Genomic DNA, 21,486 nt, shown 5'->3' with positions numbered 1-21,486 from the left:
CTCATAAAATATTTCTGCAATTGGTTGCGAAAATTCGTCATTGCGAGAAGGCTTTTCCAGCCGACAAAGATGCTGTCTCAAAAGTAAAATCTAGTATTTAAGTCCAAAATTTTGTTTTGTTTTTCGTCATTCTCGCGCAGGCGGGAACCACGGAGTGCTCAGCGAAGCTAATCTTAAAGCGCTTCGCAATAGCATTAAGATTCCCAATTAAATTGGGAATGACAACGTATAAAAATATAATTTGCGCAGTGAGCCATCATAAATCTTTTTGATACAACATCAATCTTAAAAAAATTGCTACTTAGCGAACGCATTAAAGATTGCTTCGTTCCTCGCAATGACGAGAATTCTATGGATTTCTGTCAATTTTTTGACGAATCTCAGAGTGCAAATAGGTGGTTAAATTTCAGCGTTCTCAAGCGGATAATATTTAATCAAACTTTTTACTTTTTTATCTTTTTCTTTACCAGTGAGATTGGTCACATTAATTATATTGATATACTTTGTTGGGTCTTCGGTAGATTCGAAAATAATTACTTCGGCATAATTTGTTTCGCCATGCAGGGAAGGATGATCATTTAAAACAGTAAAATTTCTTTTAGCAAGTTCACCTAAAATCTCTTCTTTGTTTACAACTACAGGAATACGGTTATGGATTTTTCGCCTTTTCATCCAATTATCATTAATTTCTGAGTAGGGATGGATGACCTGACCATTTAAAACACCAAATAATGCACCTCCAAGAATAACGATAAATTCACCCGCCCAAATCATCCACAATAATACGCCGCTAATGGTACCAGTGCTTTCAATGCGGAATGTACCTATTTCATTCAGATTAATAATTTCCTGAATCAAAACATTAGGATGCGTAAATAGGAAAAAGAAATCTTGAGCCAAAAACTTTAAATCTTCGCCATTCAGGTTAAAAGTGAAACCCTTTTTACTGTAGGCCAGAGTATCGAAGAAAACCCATTGAATATAAAAGGCAAATAGCCCACAAAAGATGGCAATAATCGCAACAATCTTTTTATTCCTGACTTTTCCGATCTTAACACCGAGATCAATAAAAAACCCTAAACCCAGGCCTAAAAGCAGAGCGATAATAGCGATGAACCAAATATTAGGAATTAGCCTACCGAGGATAATGTAAAAAAGTGGAAGAATAAAAGATGCCAAAATACCAATGGCAAGTGTAGTAAGAATGGCTGACGGCGAGGCGTAACCTTGAGGCGTATATTTGGGTTCCATAAAGCGTGAAATGAGATTTTTTATTTGAACACTCCATCACGCAATTTGTTTGATGGAGTGTTCAAATTCTCTATTTCAATTTGCTTAAGGCTATTTTTATCCTAGGCAGCATGTCTTTAATGTCTTGTAGCGTACATGCGCCCACCGAAGCCCTGAACCATGGCATACTGTGTTCGTTTCCAAATGCCGAGAATGGTACAAGCGCTGCGCCTGCTTCTTTAATCAAATAGAAGTTAACGTCGGCACTATCTTTTAAAAGCTGACCATCTTCAGTAGTTTTACCAATATAATCTATTTTAATGGTCAGGTAAATGGCGCCCATCGGCTCTACTGCATCTACATTAAAGCCTTCAGCTTTTAGATCGTTAAAACCGTTGTAAAGTGCATTTAAGCTATCCTGGATCTGTGCTTTAAAGCTGGTTAAAAAGGTATCAACCTGTAGCTTATTGTTAAAATAGTTAGACATGGCAACCTGCTCAGCTTTTGGTGCCCAGGCACCCATATGGCCTACCAGTGCTTTCATACGGTTTACAATATCTTCCGGACCAAATCCCCAGCCTACACGTACACCTGTTGCAGCAAGGCATTTAGAACTACCATCAACAAAAATGGTAAAAGGTTTCATTTCCGGACGTAGTGAAACCGGATTTACATGTTCTTTATCAAAAGTTAAAAGCGAATAAATCTGATCGTACATCAGGTAAAGTGGCTTTTCGTCGGCTCCACGGCTTGCATTTTCCTCCAAAACTACATCACAAATCTCTGCCAAAGCATCAGCATCGAACATGGTACCTGTTGGATTTAAAGGTGAGCATAGGGCCAATAAAGTTGCGCCTTTTAAATGCGGTTTTAACTGTGCTGCAGTTGGCATAAAATGATGGGCTGCATCGGTTTCAACTGCAATAGCTTTTGCCGATGTTAAATGGCAATAGTGGTTATTATTCCATGATGGAGCAGGAAAAACTACAGTATCACCCGGATCAATTAGGGCCAGAAAAGTAGCGTAAATTAAAGGCCGCGAACCGCCTGAAACCAAAATACTGTTGGTATTGTATTCTAGCCCAAACCTATCTTTCAACAATTCTGAAACGGTTTCGCGTAAAGACAAAACACCATCAGCAGGGGGATAATTGGTTTGGTTGGCATTGTAGGCTTCTACAATCCCAGCTTTTAACTCAGCCGGTATTGGGTAAATATTCGAATCGAAATCGCCAATGGTCAGGTTAGCAATTGATGCGCCTTTGCGCTTCATTTCGTTAACTTCGTTACCAATTTTTATAATTTCTGAGCCAATTAATGAGTTGGCTATTACTGAAACTTTCATATTATGCTATTAAATCTGCTATTGCTTTATTCACTTTTTCGAAACCAAACTGTGCCAGTACAGCGTTCATTGCATCCGTAATCTGCTCGTTACACAGGTTGCCTATGCTCCCCTCGTGGGTATGATGTATTTGGTCCGATGGTGCAAATGTACCACTTTCGATCTGCTCGCCAACTATTTTGTACGCTTCTCTAAAAGGAATACCCTGTAAGGCAAGTTCATTAACCACTTCCACGCTAAACAGGTAATCGTACTTTTTATCCTTTAAAATATCATCCTTTATGGTGATGTTCTGAAACATAAAGGTGGCAATTTCCAGGCACTCATTAAGCGAAGTAATGGCTGGAAAAAGATTTTCCTTTAATAACTGTAAATCTCGGTGGTAGCCAGATGGCAGATTAGTAATCATCATGGCAATTTCATTTGGCAAAGCCTGAATTTTATTGCAACGGGAACGGATCAACTCGAAAACATCAGGATTCTTTTTGTGTGGCATAATGCTCGAACCTGTTGTCAGTTCGGGAGGAAAACTAATGAAACCAAAATTCTGGTTAATGAAAAGGCAAACATCCATAGCCATTTTAGCTAAAGTAGCTGCTACGGCGCTCATGGCCTGAGCTAAAATTCTTTCGGTTTTACCACGACCCATTTGTGCATACACCACATTGTAGTTTAAGGTTTCAAAACCCAGCAATTTGGTCGTTAAAGTTCTGTTCAATGGGAATGATGAGCCATAGCCTGCTGCAGAGCCTAATGGGTTTTTATTGGTGATTTTCCAGGCGGCCAGCATCAGTTCCATATCATCGGCAAGGCTTTCGGCATAAGCGCCAAACCACAAACCAAATGATGACGGCATGGCAATCTGTAAATGCGTATAACCTGGCAATAATTTATCTTTATGGGTATTGCTCAGCTCGATTAACTGATTAAACAGCATGGAAGTCTGGTTAACCATATCTTCGATACATGCCCTGAAAAACAGTTTTAAATCAACCAAAACCTGATCATTGCGCGAACGTCCACTGTGTATTTTTTTGCCTGCTTCGCCAATGCGCTGAGTTAGCAACCACTCTACCTGCGAGTGTACATCTTCAACCGTATCTTCGATGGTAAAGTGACCGGCCTCAATTTCAGCGTAAATATTTTTCAGTTCCTGCTGAATGGTTTTTAACTCTTCTGCGGTAAGCAAATTTATCGTTTCCAACATTTCAGTATGGGCCAGCGAGCCCAGTACATCAAATTTTGCCATTTGTAGATCAAGTTCGCGGTCTTTACCCACGGTAAAATGTTCTACAAACTGATTTACATCAACATTTTTTTGCCAAATTTTCATTTTAATCTATTTAACCGCAAAGAGCGCTAAGTTTTTCGCAAAGCACGCTAAGCTATACTATTTTTTACTTCAGTATTCGTTGAGCTTTCACAGAATCAAAAACCATAAACCTTAAAAACCCTCTACCCTCAACCTTGAATCACCGGTTTCAACATATTCACATATCCTTCTACCCCTTCTGCAACCTCACGAACATATAAAAATTCATCAGCCATGTGCGAGCGACCTGAGAAACCAGGACCACATTTTACCGATGGAATATCCAATAAAGCCTGATCGGATGTAGTTGGCGAGCCATAAGTGGTTCTGCCCAATGCAACACCAGCCTGAACAACCGGGTGATTTTTATCAATTGATGAAGGTTTTAAACGGATAGAACGCGGGGTAACATCGCAATCAACATTTGCCCGGATAATCTCTAGAACTTCTTCGTTGGTGTAAGCATCAGTTACACGTACATCAACCGTGAAAGTACAATTGGCTGGTACTACATTATGCTGCGAACCGGCGTTGATGATGGTTACTGTCATTTTCAGCGGACCGAAAACTTCCGATACTTTAGGAAACTGATAATTTCTAAACCATTCAATATCGTTTAACGCTTTATAAATGGCATTCTCCCCTTCTTCGCGGGCAGCATGTCCTGCTTTACCATGCGATACACAATCCAAAACCAGCAAACCCCGCTCAGCGATAGCTAAATTCATTTCGGTAGGTTCCCCTACAATGCCAAACTCAAGCTCACCTAAATCAGGCAACACCAGTTCTAAGCCATTATTACCCGAAATTTCTTCCTCGGCAGTGGCGGCCAAACAGATATTATATTTTAAATTTTCCTGCTCGTAGTAGTACAAAAATGTACCGATTAAAGAAACCAGACAACCGCCAGCATCATTACTCCCCAGGCCAAAAAGTTTATCTCCCTCTATTGCTGCATCGTATGGATCGCGGGTATAACCCGAATTCGGCTTAACCGTATCATGGTGAGAGTTTAACAATAAAGTTGGCTTACTGGCATCGAAATGCTTGTTATACGCCCAAACATTATTCATTTTACGCTGGGTCTTAATCCCTCTTTCTTCCAAAAACTGGGCTATTAAATTAGCGGTCCGGTCTTCTTCTTTACTGAAAGACTGTATGCGGATTAATTGACGCAATAAGTCTAAGCATTCTTTTTGTATATTTTCTAAAAACATAGTATCAAGTATTTAGTGTTAAGTATCAGGATAGCGTTGAAACCCTAAACCTTCTACCTTACACCTTTAACCTTCTTTCGTGTATAAATTCCCCGCTTTTAAAGCCGAAAGTTTAATGCCTTTTATCAATGATGAACTAAAACCATTATGTTCCATCTCATTTAAGCCGGCAATGGTACAACCTTTTGGCGAAGTTACCTTATCTATTTCTGATTCCGGGTGTGTTCCATGTAATAAAAGCAAATCGGCCGCGCCCTTGGCGGTTTGCACGGCCATTTTTAAAGCTTCATCTGCATGGAAACCAATTTCTACGCCACCTTGCGATGCAGCCCTGATGGCCCTTAAGAAGAAAGCAATACCACAAGCACAAAGTGCTGTTGCAGAAGTCATCAAATCTTCGTTAATCTTTATCACAGAACCAACAGTTTCGAACATTTTAGTTACATCAGCTATATTTTCTGCTGATGCATTATCGCTGGCCATGCAGGTCATAGATTGACCAATGGCAATTGCCGTATTCGGCATTACGCGCACCACTTCTACACCCTCTCCTAATTTCTCTCTTACAGCAGCACAACTCACACCCGAAATTACCGAAATAACCAAATGTTTAGCCTGAACGATTGAGGTTTGAATTTCATCTAAAACCGTGTTTAACTGTTGGGGCAGAACGGCAAGGATTACCACATCGGCATCAACCACAGCCTGCTTATTGTTACTGCTCACGCTAAAACCAGCTTCGGCAAAAGTTTTTAAATGGTCGGTATTTCTACGGGTAAGGGTAATGTCGGCAGCTTCGGCAAAGTTGGCTTTCACCAAACCTTTCGCTAAAGATAAACCGATGTTTCCGCTACCAATGATGGCTATTTTTTTATTCATCTGATTACAAAGATTTTGGTGATTTCACCGATTTTAATCAATTAATGTTTATTTGAAAAGCAGTTTCAGTAATACTATTAATGTCAGTCCTGCTATCCACTTCAATCTTTTTAAGCACTTTGTCAGCTAATTAAAGCTACAGCTAAAAAAGTATTTCCGTTTCTATCAGGTTTAGTTTGCAAAAGCAGTAATCCTTAGGCAATGCAAAAACCCTCCACCTCCAAACCTTGCTACCTTCAACCTTTACTTCAGCATTTTAGTACCAAAAGTACCAACAGCCAAGTCAGCCAGTTCATCAGCTTTTCCAATGTACACCGCCGAAACCCCTTTGTTAATGGCTTCAAAAGCATTGTGCAATTTTGGGATCATTCCACCTGCTACCGTTCCATCAGCCTTTAAACCCTCAAATTCACCAGATCTGATTTCTCTCACCACAGAACCATCATCATTTACATCTCTTAGCACTCCTTTTTTTTCAAAGCAATATACTAACCTTGTTTCATATAAAGCCGACATCGCCACCGCGACGGACGAAGCAATGGTATCGGCATTGGTGTTTAACAACTGTGTATCGCCATCGTGTGTAATGGCGCATAAAACCGGGACCAAACCAGCTTTCAGCAAGCTATCTAAAGTTGTTGAAGACACTGAGTTTTCATCCAAATCACCAACAAAACCGTAGTCAATTACGGCTCCAGCCATTGGCCCACTTTCAGTACCATAAGTTTTGGTACTCACCGGCCTTTTTTTTGCTCTGATCACATTACCATCAGCACCACTTAAACCAATGGCATTGCTGCCTTTGGCCTGTAACTGGGCTACCATGTTTTTATTGATTAATCCGGCATAAACCATGGTTACAATGCGTAAGGTTTCAATATCAGTAATTCTTCTCCCCTCAATCATTTTGGCTTCAATACCCAGCGATTCGCCTAGTTCGGTTGCAATTTTACCACCGCCGTGCACTAAAATTTTATCTCCCGGCAATGCCGTAAAATCCAGTAAAAACCGGTGCAGGTTTTCTGAATTATCGATTACGTTTCCACCTATTTTTATGATTGTAAGTTGTTTCATACATTGAGTTATGGGTTGTCAGTTATGGGTTGCCTTTAGGCGTTTAGACCTGTAACACAGAACCCGTAACCGATAACAGATTTATAATTCCTCCAACATCGCTTTAATCACCGCCTGTGCTGCCCACAAACGATTACCGGCCTCATGGATAACCAATGAGTTTGGCCCATCGAGAATTTCTGAAGATAATTCCAAATCCCTACGAACTGGCAAACAGTGCATTACCTTTGCATCATTTGTGAACCTCAGCTTTTCGTTGTTCATCATCCAGCCATCCGGATAGGTTAAAACTTTACCGTATTCCTTATAGCTGCTCCAGTTTTTTACATAAACGTAGTCAGCGCCAGCTAAAGCTTCTTCTATATTATATTGAATATCGGCACCTGGTGTAAAATCTTCTGAAAGTTCGTAACCTTCGGGTTGAGCAATAGTAAAATCAATCATTCCCTCCGCTTGTGCTTTGCACATCCATTCAGCAAAAGAATTCGGAACGGCTTGGGGTAATGCTTTAACATGAGGTGCCCAGGCTAAAACTACCTTGGGTTTGCGGCCGTCGGGTTTCTTGGTCCAGGTTTCGTGAATGGTAATAATATCGGCAAAACTTTGTAAAGGGTGACGTGTTGCACTCTCCAAACTCACCACCGGCACGGCACAGTATTTTACAAACTTGTTAAAAAAATCTTCACTGTAATCTTCTTCACGATTATTTAGTTTCGGAAAAGAACGTAAGCCTAAGATATCACAGTACTGCCCCATAACCGCAGCCGCTTCACGGATATGTTCAACCGTCGAACCATTCATCACCACACCATCCTGGGTTTCTAACGCCCATCCTTCTTTATCCAGGTTCATCACCATTACATTCATCCCTAGGTTTAAGGCTGCTTTCTGTGTGCTTAAACGGGTACGTAAGCTGGGATTCATAAAAACCAAACCTAAAGTTTTGTTTTTACCTAAATGCTGATGTGCATAAGGATTTGCCTTCAATGCTAATGCATCAGTTACAAATTGCTTGATGTTTGGAACATCGTGTACGGAAGTGAAAAGTTTCATTTTTAATCTAAATTAATTATCCCAATCCGTCACCCTGAACTTGTTTCAGGGTCTCTTATGCAAGAGATGCTGAAATAAATTCAGCATGACGAATGACCTGATACACAATAGCTATTTTACTAATTTTTTAAACGCACCTAAAAACTCATCAGCATGTGCTTTGGTTAAGTTTAGTGCTGGCAGTAAACGGATTACGTTGGGTTTTGCCTCGCCGGTAAAGATGAAGTGCTTAAACAGAAGTTCCTTTTTAACATGCGCCAGTTCTTCCGGCAATTCAATACCAATCATTAAACCACGGCCACGAACTTCTTTAACCTGCTCAAATTTCTTTAATTCAGTAATTAAGTAATTCCCAACTTCTTCGGCATTTTTGATCAGGTTATCTTTTTCCATCACTTCTAAAACAGCTAATGCTGCAGCACAAGCTAAATGGTTGCCACCAAAAGTTGTACCTAACTCGCCATGCCAGGGTTTAAATTTAGGTGCAATAGCAATTCCTGCTACCGGGAACCCGTTACCCATACCTTTTGCCATGGTATATACATCGGCTTCTACGCCTGCCCAATCATGCGAGTAAAATAAACCTGTTCTGCCATAGCCACATTGTACTGAATCGGCAATATAAACGGCATTGTACTCATCACATAGTGAACGGATTTTTTGCAGAAAATTTTTCGATGCTTCTTTAATCCCGCCAACACCTTGAATACCTTCGATAATTACCGCACAGATTTCATTGCCCTGCGCTTTAAAAGTTTCTTCTAAAGCCACCTCATTATTGTGCGGCAAAAAGATAACATTTTCGGTCTGATTAACCGGCGCTACGATTTTAGGGTTATCAGTTACTGCAACTGCTAAAGAGGTACGTCCGTGGAAAGCACCGGTAAAAGCAATTACCTTTTTTCTGCCGTTGTAAAACGAAGCAAGTTTAAGTGCATTTTCATTGGCTTCTGCTCCAGAATTACATAAAAACAATTGGAAATCTTTTTTGCCCGATACTTCGCCCAGTTTCTCGGCTAGTTGTACCTGCAAAGGAATTTTAACCGAGTTGGAGTAAAAACCAACTTTACTTAACTGATCGGTTAAACGGCTCACATAATGTGGATTGGTATGACCAATGGAAATTACAGCATGTCCGCCGTATAAATCTAAATATTGTTGCCCATTAGCATCCCAAACATTGCTGCCAGATGCTTTTGTAATTTCTATATCGTTAAGAGGATAAACGTCGAATAGTTGCATATTTTTTAAGGTTTGAAGGTCGAGGGCGAGAAGGTAGAAGGTTGTATTACCTAACCTTTTCCGCCGCCTCTCAAAAATTTAATAAATGCGATTAACATCGCCTTAATTTCATTTACACTTTTATTTACAGCTGCGTAAACTTCCAAACTGATGTAAGCTAAATCGCGGAGGAGAATAAAAGCATATTCTATTTCTTTAGTAGAGCCTAGTGCATTATCAAGATAATGGACAAAATCCTTATCTGTGTTTTTACCACTTCCTTCTACAATATTTAGAGGTATTGAATAGGTGGCCCGCCGAATTTGTTGGGTTAAAGCAAATTTTTCTTCAATAGGCATGATAGGTAGGATTTCCTTATAAACCTGCAAAGTAAATAAGTGAGCCTTTTTCCAAACATCTAATTTTTGATAATCTCTCATAACTTATAAATATTTTGTATGTCTGCACCCAGGCCTTCCAGCCTTCAACCCTCCAGCCTTCCGCCTAGAAATTAGCAGCTTTCAGCTTCAAGCCGGCATCTTCCTTCAGTCCAAACATCAAGTTCATATTCTGAACGGCCTGTCCGCTGGCTCCTTTTAACAGGTTATCGATAATACTGATGATAAACAATTTACCACCGTGTTTTTCAATGTGTACCAGTGCTTTATTGGTATTTACCACCTGTTTCAAATCGATATTTTTCCGGCTTACATGAGTAAAAGGATGTGCACCGTAATAATCTTCATAAATGGTATAGGCTTCTTCCAAAGTAAGTTCGCTTTCCAGGTACATAGCGGCCAAAATCCCTCTGGTAAATGCACCGCGTTGCGGGATAAAATTTAAAGCCTCAGTAAGTGAGGGTTGCAACTGTAATAAACTCTCGCTAATCTCATTCAGGTGTTGGTGTTCGAAAGCCTTATAAATAGAAAGATTGTTGTTTCTCCAGCTAAAATGAGATGTTGTAGCTAAGCTCTGGCCTGCACCTGTAGATCCGGTAGTGGCATTAATGTGAACCTCATTTTGGATCAATCCTTTAGCAGCCAAAGGCAGTAATCCCAATTGGATACAAGTGGCAAAACAGCCTGGGTTAGCAATATTACTTGCCGATTTAATTTTATCGTGGTTTAATTCAGGAAGGCCATAAACAAATGAACGCTTTTCGAATGTACATTTTTCATGCAACCTGAAATCCTGAGATAAATCGATGATTTTAATACTTTCGTTGATTGGATTGGCGGCTAAAAACTTTTTCGCATCGCCATGACCAACACAAAGAAAAAGCACATCAATGTCTTGCGGAATATCGTTTACAAAGCGCAAATCTGTATCACCGATTAAATCCGTATGCACATCTGAAATTAAATTTCCGGCGTTACTGGTACTGTTCACGAAAGCAATTTCAACATTTGGGTGGTTAACCAAAATACGCAGCATTTCACCACCAGTATAACCTGCACCACCAATTATTCCTGCTTTGATTTTATCCATCATTATTAGTTTAAGGAAATTTTATAAAGGAAAAATTCTTTGTCTTCTTCTTGTTTTATGAACCCAATCGATTCATATAAATTTTGAGCATTGAAATTAGCTACTGCTGTTTCCAGTTGCACAAATGTAGCTCCCTGGTTTTTGGCAAAGGCCATCGCTGTCTTAATTAACGCAGCACCAATACCCTCTTTTCGATGGTCCACATCTACAAACAGATCATTTAAAATCCAGTTTTTTGAAAGCCTGGCAGAAGAATATTTTGGGTAAAGTTGTGTAAACCCTACAGGTTTATCTCTAGCCATCGCTACAAAAATTATGGATTCATTATTTTCTAAACGGGCATCAATAAAAGCCTTCGCCATCCCCAAATCTGAAAACTGATTGTAGAAAATTCGATACTGATTGAACAAGCCAATCACCAAATGCGCTTCAGAAGCATCAATTTGTTTAATGTTAAAATTATTCACAATCTGTTCTGTCATTTTCTGTACTTGGATATGAAAAAGTATAAATTCTAAATCATCAACACCCTAATTCATGATTTTATGTTTTAGGCCTGCTTTAATCTGTAAACCACTATTTGCATGAACAGTTAAAGATTTATCTTCAATTAAAAATGTAGCATCTCCTTTCAAAACGTAGAAAAACTGTTCTGCAACATGATGAAAGTGTAATTTTTCAGCAGTGCGGGGTGGCATTAATTCTTGTTTAATTACAGCCGCTGGCTTGCTGATGAAATTCCATCCATCACAGTTTTCGCCCCACTTATAGTGACTTAAACAATTCTCTTTTGAAAGGATTTCGCTCATTGTTAGTATCAAGTAGTAAGTATCAGGAATCAAGTAAGATTTGAGACAGAAGACAAAAGATTTGAAAGGTTTTTACGCCCCTGCTTTAAGCTCTCAGCTTTAGTCTTTAGATTCCTCTCCGTTAACTTTATGCCAAATCATCACCTGGTTACCGAAGATTTTTGAAAAACCTTTTACATCTTCACCACTCCAGGCATTGTTCATTTCACCATAGCTACCAAATTTGTTGCTCATTAAATCATGGTTCGATTCAATACCAATAATCTGGAAACGGTATGGCAACAATTCAACAAACACTTTACCGCTCACAAATTTTTGGGTGTCAGCTAAAAAAGCCTCAATATTCCGCATAATCGGATCATGAAACTGGCCTTCGTGTAACCAGTTGCCATAGAAAGATGATAATTGTTCTTTCCAGCTTAACTGCCATTTGGTTAAAGTATGTTTTTCTAAAGTGTGGTGGGCTTTGATAATGATTACCGGACCTGCAGCTTCGAAACCCACACGGCCTTTAATACCGATAATGGTATCGCCCACATGGATATCGCGACCAATGCCGAAGGGTTGCGCAATGGCCTGTAATTTTTGGATGGCTTTTACCGGCGCCAACTTTTCACCATCAAGTGCTACGAGTTCACCTTTTTCGAAAGTAAGTTCAATTTTACACGATACGGTTTCTGAAACCTGGGTTGGCCATGCACTTTCTGGTAAGGTTTCGTTCGAGGTTAACGTTTCTTTACCGCCTACCGAAGTACCCCATAAACCCTTATTGATTGAATATCTTGCTTTTTCTGCACTATATTCAACACCATGGCCGGCTAAATATTCGATTTCCGCTTCACGTGATAATTTTAAATCCCTGATTGGTGTAATAATTTCAACACCTGGAATTAGAATATTAAAAATCATATCGAAACGAACCTGATCATTACCCGCACCTGTACTGCCATGCGCTACATAATCAGCACCGATTTTCTTTACATAATTGGCAATTGCAGTAGCCTGGCTTACACGTTCTGCACTAACAGAAAGTGGGTAAGTTGCATTTTTTAATACGTTGCCGAAAATCAGGTATTTAATACAATCATTATAGTACCCATCTGTTTCATCAACAACAGCATGCGATTTTACACCTAAAGCGTAAGCTCTTTTCTCAATTTCCTGTAATTCCTCTTCAGAAAAACCACCGGTATTTACAATCACCGAGTGAACTTCCAATCCACGATCTTTCGCCAGGTATATACAACAAAATGAGGTATCTAATCCGCCGCTAAATGCTAAAACAACTTTTTTCATGCTATTTAAATAAAAGGGTAAATAAAAATAAAAGGGTTTTTAAGCCTGTTTTTGGCTTTTGTTTAACAACCAAACGTTGCTTGATGCGCATAAAGCGCTCATATAATTTGGGTTTTTTCTGCAGTTCTTCAGCAAATTGCTTGGCTACTTCGTGTTTTTTCTCGGCCGGATCGTAAAGCATGGCGGTACACATGCAGTTTTTACGTTCCTTCATCTTTAAAATTTCGAAGTTTACGCAGCTCTGGCAGCCTTTCCAAAATTCCTCATCCTGGGTAAGTTCGCTGTAGGTTACAGGTTCGTAGCCCAGGTCTGAGTTTATCTTCATTACGGCCAAACCTGTTGTTAAACCAAATATTTTTGCTTTGGGGTACAACCGTCTCGATAAACCGAAAATCTCATTTTTAATAGCTTTGGCCAATCCGGCTTTACGGTATTTAGGACTTACGACCAAACCACTATTGGCTACAAATTGCCCGTGACTCCAGGTTTCGATATAGCAAAACCCTGCCCATGAACCATCTTTGTGGAAAGCAATAACCGATTTGCCCTCTTGCATCTTATTAGAGATGTATTCTGGCGAACGTTTTGCGATGCCCGTACCACGTGCTTTCGCAGATTCGGCCATCTCGGTTACAATTTCTTCTGCAAATACACGATGTTCAGGAAGTGCAACCTGCACTATAAATTCGTTAATATCCATTCGTTTTCTAACGAAAAATTATAAGTATTCTTGTTAATTGGGTTTTTAGAGAGGATCAATTCCTCGTTACGTTTAGTTGAGTACTAAATACGTGGAGTGAAATTTTGCCGGCTTGTGGGATAATTAAACACAGATTCAAAATGATTAATAAACAAACTTTTTCCAGACACGGTTTGTGCGGTGAAAACTGAAAGTTTATGTAAAATTGGTTTAATCATTTCTTGCGTTTTAAAACGGCTTTAACTCTATTGAGGTGCAAAGGTTTAAATAATAATTGAGTTACGCAATAATATTGTATTTTTTTTATGTTAAGCTTCTCATTTTATTGGATTATTCTGACTGAAGAAGCATTTATATCACTTAAAAAAATTCTGTTATTTACATTGACGTTATCGTTTGGATGGTCCATTCCATTTTTGTTAAAAACGACATCAATTTTTAACATCTGCTTAACATCATTTAACATCTTCAGATAGTGTTTAAATCCAATATTTGCATGCCTGTAGCGAATACCGCTTGGTTTTCGTTTTATGTGTACTCCCTTATCTTTTAAATCAAATTTTAACCGTATGAAGAATTTTACGTCATTTCATTTGAAACCAATCACTTTAATTGTGTTAGTTGCCTTTACAGCTCTAACGTCATGTAAAAAGACCGAAACTGTCGATCCTACCATATCGTATTTAAGGGTAATCAATGCATCACCCGCTCTGGCCACTTACAATGCTTACTTTAATGGTAACATGGTTAATACAGCGGCTTTACCATTTGGAGGCGCTATCAATTATCTTTCATATGCCGCGGGTACCTACAGTTTAAAATTTACAACAGCCAACAGTGCAGAGAGTTTGTTAACCAAAAACATTACTTTGAATGCGAGTACCTATTACTCAGCCTATTTAATTAATAAACCTGCTGCATTGGACGTTTATACGATTAGTGATGATCTTTCTATCCCATCAACTGATAAAGCCTACATCCGTTTCATCAACCTATCCCCTGATGCCCCTGCGCTAGACCTGGCAAAAATCGGCACAACTACTTCATTGGTCACCAATAAAGCCTTTAAAAGTGCAAGCGCATTCATTGCTGTAGATGCAGGAACTTACTCATTGGATGCGAAAGAAACTTCATCAGGCACAATTAAAGCTACATCTGCGAACACCAGCTTTGCAGCAGGTTACCATTATGATATTATTTGTGGCGGTCTGATAACACCTGCAGACGATACAGAACGCGCATTGAGTTTACAGGTTGTGATGATCAGATAAGAAGAGCATTATGATATTCAACTTTCATAAAAAAGGCAATTTTCGATATGAAAATTGCCTTTTTCGTTTGTATTAAAAAGAGTATTGCCCTGTTAAAGATGGCATGCTCTATTTTTTAGTTACATCAGGAAATTTAACCTCTACAATATAAGTTCCTTCCAATTTGAGTTGCCAAGACCACCTTGGATTTACAGAGAATCCTGGCGATGATGGAAAGCCATCTATTGATTTTATAAAGGTACTCGGTATTCTATAATACATTAAGAAACCCCAGTCGGTTGTCGGTGTAACATATTTTGTTAAAGGAAATGGCGCTAACTCAAAATCGCAGATCATAGCGGTATCAGTTTGAATAACCGGGTTGAATTTAGCATAGTTTTCAAAAATTGGCCTGTCTCCCCTTGCTATAATTTCCCCGGCTTTCGGATTAAATACTTTTCCATTTTTATCTACCATTTTCAAAATAGCTCTTGCCCCTGCAGATGAAATTTTTGTACAAGTAATAATAGGGTTTTTCATTGGCGTTGCTACACCTGTAACATCATTAAAGCCGTTAGATACATTATCAGTAATCTCGAACAGGTCATCTATCGTAGGCTCCACCACATTAATTGTCGCCAGTTTAGGAAATAGCTTGGTACCCGTACCATTGGTCATTTCTACATCATATATATATCTTCCCAAAGGTAGGAATCCAGATGCTCTGTTAAAGGTAAGTTGTCCACTCAATTCATTAAACTCCATTGGTTTCTTTTTAACCACTTCCCTTTTCTGATTTAAAAGCTCAAGGGTTACATCTTTTTCAGGATCAAAATTGGCACCGGTTTTAAAAACAGTAATTTCATATTCTTTAGAGAATTCTGCAGGTGCGGGAGAACCGTCTTCTTTCCTCAGATTGAGCAATTTATAAGTAAAAGGTGGTGTAGAACCATCCGCATTGATTCTATCTGATTGAAAAAGTGGCAAGCCTCTTTTTGCATAAATATTATTGTCTTTATATCGAATGGAATCACTTAGAAAGCCATTCTGTATTTTTTTACAGGCCACTACACTTAACAGGAGTAATAGGCCTAAAATGTATTTAATTTTCATAATTGCGATTAAATTAATTGCCCAAAGACTGTGCATTAAAAAATAACCTGTGGTATCCACTTAACACATGAACTATACCATTGGTCGTAACAATTCCTGATGTTTGACAATCCACAGCCTTATCTTTTTGTAAATCGGGAATGGCACTTTGATCAGCTTCCTGATCATCTCTGGTTCCAATCACCTTAGTATAAGTTACATAGTCTACGTAATTAACAAATTGAGTATAATCGTTAGAACGTCTCAATTTGATCAGATATTGAACATTTGGAATAGACCCCAGCATGCTATTATAAAGCTTACCGCTAACGGTCATCTGATCTCTGTTGATCTTGCCTGTAAATAAATAGGTCTTTAATGAATCATTTAATTCCTGTGCTGGGATGTCTTTGATTCCAAAATCAAAATTTTCCTTCCCAAGTTGGAGAGATTTCTGATATTTCTTGGCCTTTACATACTCCGCTATGCCATAATTTGTAGTTGCAAAAAAGGTTACATTTCCATTTACCGCATCCTTTAAACCCGCACGGTCTATCACTTTCACTAAAGAATCGAAGTTGCGGTTAGACTTTAAGTAATCGTAAGTACTTAAGTTTACATTCGGATCACTAGGTCCACCATCCCTTTTATAATCATTTTTTTTACAAGCCGTTAGCGCCAGTAATATTAATGAAAGATATACTAATATATTATTTTTCATATTTTTTAATCTCTTAATAAAAACAACTTATACTTTACCCAACCAATATGGTGTTTGTTTCAATAACGGATTGTTTCTAAACAACGCAGGGTCTACAGGCCAATAAAAACCTTCTCTTCTAAACCTGCTTTCTGTAAGCCAATCTACGATAAGACCGAATCTTCTGGTCCTAAGCAAATCATAGAATAAATGTCCTTCCAGGTACATTTCTTTCCCACGCTCATAAGCATATTCATCCATTACCTGATCTACGGAGCTTCCAGCTGGAATTAGTACAGGATTGGGGTCATTTCTTTTTCTGAAATCATTGATAATACCAATAGCTGTTGCTGCATCCTTTTTGTAAAGTGCAATCTCTGCCTGAAGTAGTTTCATATCTCCTAGTCTGAAAATGATAATGTTATTGCTTAGGTAAGGGTCTAATTTTTGCCCGGGATTTCTGTACGTTACATTACTGTACTTTACACTCATTGGTTTATCCGGGTTAGCAAGGTCAAAACCCTTTTTATAACGGATATCAGTGGTGGTTTCGAAATGATTATTTAGATACGAAGGCGTGGTATAAAAACGTGGATTGTTTCCATAACCTTTAATATAATTCTCATTTAAAAAATAAGAACCTATGGAACTATTAGAACCTTCCAATGTATTCTCGCTAATGTTGATTTCGAATATGCCTTCAGAAGAACGCCCAATAAAAGTATTTTTATAATTAGCAGTATCTGTTAAAGCATAGCCTCCCTTGCTAATTAATGTATTTATGGTCGTATCGGCATTGTTCACATCAGTTAAATTAGGTGCATCAACTGAAACATCAGACATGGTTGCTCTCCAAAGATACAAATGCGCTAAAAGGGCATATACAGAGCCTTTGTTCGCAGTAATCTTTGCATCTCCGGTATTGGCGTAATTCCAGCTTAGTAGATTAATAGCTTTGTGACAATCACTTTCAATCAATTTCATCACCTCTGATTTCGGACTTCTTGGTAATTGAGGCGCATTGATCGGATCTTCATAAGCTTCTGTAACCAATGGTACATCTCCCCATACCCTCACCATCATAAAGTAACTTAATGCACGAAGGAAATAGGCCTGGCCATTTGCAGAATTCCGGAATTGTGCAGGATCGTCTTCAGCAGATAATTGGGCATCACTCATGGCATTAACTTTTTTCAAAATCAGATTAGACATGGCAATACTTTTATAATATAAATTATAATTTGCCAGTGTATTAAGATTGTATTGAAAGGTAAAATCTCCACCCTGAATTCCTTCTAAACCATCTCCAGAATATTGGATCGTAAAATAGTTTTTAGCGATCGCATCACCATACATAAAATAGCGATTGTTTTTACTGGTAATCGCACTACGCATCATCGCATAATTACCGGCGACGGCACTTCTTACATCCCTGGATGATTGCCAGAATGTTTGCTCATAAGGTGCGTCTTTAGGTTCCTCATATAATAATTTTTTACAGGAACTTACGATAACCGCTGTAGCCACTGCGATAAGTACACCGATTTTTGTGATTATATTTTTCATTTATTGACGATATTAAAATTGAACTTGTACACCTAAAGTATATTTTCTTGGAATAGGATATCCGGTTCCGTTATACTCTCCATATCCGCTAACCGCTTCTGCATCTGGTAATTTTTTTGATTGCTGGAACATATATACGTTATCAGCAATAGCGTATAATTTCAGCTGAGTTAAGCCCAATTTTCTGACGATTTTAGGGCTGAAATCATAACCAAGATTGATACTTCTGATCCTTGCATAACCACCTTTTTCGAGGAAAAAAGATTGTGCAGCCGTATAATAATATCGATAGGATCCCAAATCGAGTTTTGCATATTCAGCCTGATCTCCAGGATTTCTCCAAATGTTCAGTCGACTTAGATCCGGTGCAGAAACACTGGCAAAATTATATACTGCATTGGCATCAGTTGCGTTCGTAAAACGATCTGAATCAAATAGATTGAGTACGTCACGTTTAAGTGTAAAGTTGACAAAAATACTTAAGCTAAAGTTTTTGTAAGAAAAGCTATTCGTCCAACCACCGGTAAAACGTGGATTGGGATCGCCAATTGGTGCTTTATCCGGATTGATGCCATCATTAAAAACATCTATAAAATAATCTCCGTCCAAATCTGCAAGATAGAAATCACCTGCATTATACGGTCCATTACTATTTCTATACCTCTCTCCGGTATAAGGATTCTGAGGAATATCTGCTGAAGTAGAAAATACGCCTTTTGTACGATATAAATAGAAAGCATTTAGCGGACTACCTACAGAAAGCACGTGGTTTTTATCAAATCGATCTCCACTTAAAATAATATCACGGCCACCGTTCGGTAAACTCATGATCTGATTTTTATTATAAGAGATATTAAAAGAGCTATTCCACTTAAATTCCTTACGTATAGGATTAGCGGTTAAAGTCAACTCCAAACCTGAGTTACGAACCGCAAATGCATTGGTGAAGGCATTGTCATAGCCTGATGTAACCGGCAAATCAATATTAAAAAGTTTTTGTTTTACTTCTTTGTTATACACATCGAATGAAATGGCATATCTACCGTTATCAATTTCCATATCGGTACCAATATTCCATTGTGTAGATTTTTCCCAGCTTAAATCCTTTTGGGCTACACCATTTCTAAAGTTTGGTGTAATTGCGGTTACACCATTATATGATGTTGCTCCAGAATTCCCACTAAAATAACCATTGTTAACCTGGTAAGTATTATATTGCACATAAGCATTTCTTTTATCTTCATTTCCGGTCACGCCATAACTTCCCCTTATTTTGATTAATGTAAAAGGGTTATTGGTTAAGTTTTTCATAAAGTTTTCTTCTGAAAGAAGCCAGCCTGCTGAAATGGAAGGAAATACTCCATATTTATTATTTTCACCAAAACCAGACGAACCATCTGTCCTGATTGTTCCTGATAAAAGGTACTTACCGTCATAATCGTAGTTAAAACGACCATAATAAGCTACCAACCCATGGGCGATGTAATTTGAATAGGCATAAATATTCTGTTGTTTAAACCCGGTAACCGTTTGGATATTATCTGATGCGCCACCATAACCGGATGCCTGGGTAGACTGAAACAAGCTATATTCTATATCCTGCCCTGCTACTGCACTAAAAGAATGTTTTTTAATAGCACCGTTATAAGCCAGATAGTTTGATGTTCTTAAACCTATAGCACTTGAAGAGAAACTGGAAGAGCTGTTACCAAAACCATTGTTTAATAAATTGCTCATACTTACATCCCTACGGGTATTGTCATTAGTATAAGAAGATTGGGAATTTAAGGTAAAATGTTTATTAAATTCATAGGCCAGGTTGAGGTTAGCGCCAAATTGGTTCGACACATTTCTATTTAAATTTTCACCATCCTTACTCACAAAATAATCCAGTTTTTCTGGAGATATATTAAATAACGAGGAAGGTAAATTTCCCGAGCCGACTTTAGTAGGCTTCGAAGGATCATTTGGATCTTCATTACCTCTACCTCTACTGGCACTTGAATAATAAAATATAGGGTTGATCATTAATTTTTTATTCATCGCTCTCGAAGTCAGGTTTAAACGGGTAGTGTAACGTTTAAAGCCCGTTCCTTTTACAATACCATCTTCATCATAATAGCCTCCACTAAAACGATAGGTTGTTCCATTATCAGTACCACCGCTTATGCTCAGGTTATTATCATTGATTTTACCGGTCTGATAAAATAAATCCTGCCAATCGGTATGACCGTTGAATGCCGGGTTTAAACTATCTGTAAGGATATAAGGCAATTGTACACGCTGATCGTAACTCAACTGTCTTTGAAGTACCTCCATTTTTTGCCTGCGCTCTGTAGTACCCATGGTAGCCTGCCTTAAGTTAGGGCGTTGCACCATTCCATAATAAGAGTTAAAGCTTACTCTCGTATCGCCACCTACACCTTTTTTGGTTGTAATTAAAATTACACCATTCGCTGCCCTTGAACCATAAATAGCTGCTGCCGAAGCATCTTTTAACACATCAATAGATTCGATATCATTCGGATTAAGGCCAGCCATGTAATTGGTTCCTGTACCTGTTCCTGGCGGCACAAGATCATCAGATGATTGAGGAACACCATCTACTACATAAAGTGGCGATCTGATGACATTAAACTGATCATAACCTGTGCTACCTGTTGAGTTACCCCTTACCGATACCGTTGGTGCCACACCCGGTTGGCCAGTAAAGTTTTGAACGTTTACTCCGGATAAACGGCCTTGCAACAGCTGATCAAAGCTTGCTGCAGGCAGGTTAGCCAGTTCCTTACCAGAAATACTCGAGATTGCAGCAGTAGTTTTCTTTCTGGTAATTTTTTGATAACCGATAGTAACTACTTCATTTAGGGTGTTATTATCCTCTTCCAAAGAAAAGCTGACTGTACTACTTGCCGAAACAGTTTTCTCTACCGAACGATAACCTACAATTCTGGCGGTGATAATTGCGCCTTCTTTTTGAACGGTTAAGGTAAACTTTCCGTCAGCATTGGTAGCGGTACCATTCTTGGTTCCCTTTTCAATAATTGAAACCCCGGGTAAAGGTTTGTTGGTCTGATCTACAACTGTTCCTTTAATCGTTTTCTGTGCAAAGGCCAGCCATGGAATGAGTAGATAAAATAATGTTGCTGTTAAAAATTTCACATAGCAATGTTTTGTAGAAGTTTTTTCCATTGATGGTTAGTTAGTTAGTTTGATAATATGCTAAAAGTATCAACATTTTTACCTGACCATTA

General features: G+C 38.6%; 19 protein-coding genes. 1 reads left to right on the top strand and 18 read right to left on the bottom strand.

Features of this window, described 5'->3' with window-relative positions; all coding sequences use genetic code 11:
* Window positions 1-399 precede the first annotated feature (399 nt).
* The 14 genes from BLR60_RS07120 to BLR60_RS07055 form a co-directional block, all read right to left on the bottom strand.
* Window positions 400-1,251 carry a hypothetical protein gene (locus BLR60_RS07120; protein WP_090498237.1) on the bottom strand — a complete coding sequence of 284 codons (852 nt, stop codon included), beginning with the start codon at window positions 1,249-1,251 and terminating at the stop codon, window positions 400-402.
* A 70-nt stretch (window positions 1,252-1,321) separates the two neighbouring features.
* Window positions 1,322-2,575 carry a pyridoxal phosphate-dependent aminotransferase gene (locus BLR60_RS07115; protein ID WP_090498235.1) on the bottom strand — a complete coding sequence of 418 codons (1,254 nt, stop codon included), beginning with the start codon at window positions 2,573-2,575 and terminating at the stop codon, window positions 1,322-1,324.
* A 1-nt stretch (window position 2,576) separates the two neighbouring features.
* Window positions 2,577-3,908, bottom strand: a complete 1,332-nt coding sequence (gene argH / locus BLR60_RS07110; protein WP_090498233.1) for an argininosuccinate lyase — start codon at window positions 3,906-3,908, stop codon at window positions 2,577-2,579.
* A 128-nt stretch (window positions 3,909-4,036) separates the two neighbouring features.
* Window positions 4,037-5,104, bottom strand: a complete 1,068-nt coding sequence (locus BLR60_RS07105; protein WP_090498231.1) for a M20 family metallo-hydrolase — start codon at window positions 5,102-5,104, stop codon at window positions 4,037-4,039.
* A 66-nt stretch (window positions 5,105-5,170) separates the two neighbouring features.
* Window positions 5,171-5,983: a pyrroline-5-carboxylate reductase gene (gene proC, locus BLR60_RS07100; protein WP_090498229.1), complete on the bottom strand. Its 813-nt coding sequence runs from the start codon at window positions 5,981-5,983 to the stop codon at window positions 5,171-5,173.
* 243 nt (window positions 5,984-6,226) lie between these two features.
* Window positions 6,227-7,057: an acetylglutamate kinase gene (gene argB / locus BLR60_RS07095; RefSeq protein ID WP_090498226.1), complete on the bottom strand. Its 831-nt coding sequence runs from the start codon at window positions 7,055-7,057 to the stop codon at window positions 6,227-6,229.
* A gap of 81 nt (window positions 7,058-7,138) precedes the next feature.
* Window positions 7,139-8,110: a Rossmann-fold NAD(P)-binding domain-containing protein gene (locus tag BLR60_RS07090; RefSeq protein ID WP_090498223.1), complete on the bottom strand. Its 972-nt coding sequence runs from the start codon at window positions 8,108-8,110 to the stop codon at window positions 7,139-7,141.
* Window positions 8,111-8,221: 111 nt separating this feature from the next.
* Complete coding sequence (locus tag BLR60_RS07085) at window positions 8,222-9,352, bottom strand: aspartate aminotransferase family protein (protein WP_090498221.1); 1,131 nt, start codon at window positions 9,350-9,352, stop codon at window positions 8,222-8,224.
* 50 nt (window positions 9,353-9,402) lie between these two features.
* The gene (locus BLR60_RS07080; RefSeq protein ID WP_090498218.1) at window positions 9,403-9,771 is read right to left on the bottom strand and encodes a four helix bundle protein; all 369 of its coding nucleotides are present in this window, start codon (window positions 9,769-9,771) and stop codon (window positions 9,403-9,405) included.
* Window positions 9,772-9,835: 64 nt separating this feature from the next.
* Window positions 9,836-10,819, bottom strand: coding sequence for an N-acetyl-gamma-glutamyl-phosphate reductase (gene argC / locus BLR60_RS07075; protein WP_090498539.1), 984 nt, complete (start codon window positions 10,817-10,819; stop codon window positions 9,836-9,838).
* A gap of 5 nt (window positions 10,820-10,824) precedes the next feature.
* A complete protein-coding gene (locus tag BLR60_RS07070) occupies window positions 10,825-11,301 on the bottom strand; it encodes a GNAT family N-acetyltransferase (RefSeq protein ID WP_090498216.1) in 477 nt (158 codons plus the stop codon).
* 48 nt (window positions 11,302-11,349) lie between these two features.
* Entirely contained in the window at window positions 11,350-11,628 is a 279-nt protein-coding gene (locus BLR60_RS07065; RefSeq protein ID WP_090498214.1) for a cupin domain-containing protein, read from the bottom strand.
* A gap of 99 nt (window positions 11,629-11,727) precedes the next feature.
* Entirely contained in the window at window positions 11,728-12,924 is a 1,197-nt protein-coding gene (gene argG, locus BLR60_RS07060) for an argininosuccinate synthase (RefSeq protein ID WP_090498212.1), read from the bottom strand.
* A gap of 1 nt (window position 12,925) precedes the next feature.
* Complete coding sequence (locus tag BLR60_RS07055) at window positions 12,926-13,624, bottom strand: N-acetyltransferase (RefSeq protein ID WP_090498210.1); 699 nt, start codon at window positions 13,622-13,624, stop codon at window positions 12,926-12,928.
* A 569-nt stretch (window positions 13,625-14,193) separates the two neighbouring features.
* Between BLR60_RS07055 and BLR60_RS07050 the strand changes: the two genes are divergently transcribed.
* A complete protein-coding gene (locus BLR60_RS07050; RefSeq protein WP_167354699.1) occupies window positions 14,194-14,895 on the top strand; it encodes a DUF4397 domain-containing protein in 702 nt (233 codons plus the stop codon).
* A gap of 108 nt (window positions 14,896-15,003) precedes the next feature.
* Here BLR60_RS07050 and BLR60_RS07045 read toward each other — a convergent pair whose 3' ends face one another.
* Genes BLR60_RS07045 through BLR60_RS07030 form a run of 4 tightly spaced genes read right to left on the bottom strand, consistent with a single transcriptional unit; the run spans window position 15,004 to window position 21,424 of the window.
* Window positions 15,004-15,987: a DUF5007 domain-containing protein gene (locus BLR60_RS07045; RefSeq protein WP_167354698.1), complete on the bottom strand. Its 984-nt coding sequence runs from the start codon at window positions 15,985-15,987 to the stop codon at window positions 15,004-15,006.
* 13 nt (window positions 15,988-16,000) lie between these two features.
* Window positions 16,001-16,687, bottom strand: a complete 687-nt coding sequence (locus tag BLR60_RS07040) for a hypothetical protein (RefSeq protein ID WP_090498204.1) — start codon at window positions 16,685-16,687, stop codon at window positions 16,001-16,003.
* Between the two features lie 27 nt (window positions 16,688-16,714).
* A complete protein-coding gene (locus tag BLR60_RS07035) occupies window positions 16,715-18,232 on the bottom strand; it encodes a RagB/SusD family nutrient uptake outer membrane protein (RefSeq protein ID WP_090498203.1) in 1,518 nt (505 codons plus the stop codon).
* Window positions 18,233-18,244: 12 nt separating this feature from the next.
* Window positions 18,245-21,424, bottom strand: coding sequence for a SusC/RagA family TonB-linked outer membrane protein (locus BLR60_RS07030; protein ID WP_090498201.1), 3,180 nt, complete (start codon window positions 21,422-21,424; stop codon window positions 18,245-18,247).
* Between the last annotated feature and the right edge of the window lie 62 nt (window positions 21,425-21,486).

Origin of the sequence: Pedobacter terrae (genome assembly GCF_900100705.1) — a bacterium.
GTDB classification, from domain to species: domain Bacteria; phylum Bacteroidota; class Bacteroidia; order Sphingobacteriales; family Sphingobacteriaceae; genus Pedobacter; species Pedobacter terrae.
This window is presented reverse-complemented; position numbering and strand designations above follow the sequence as displayed.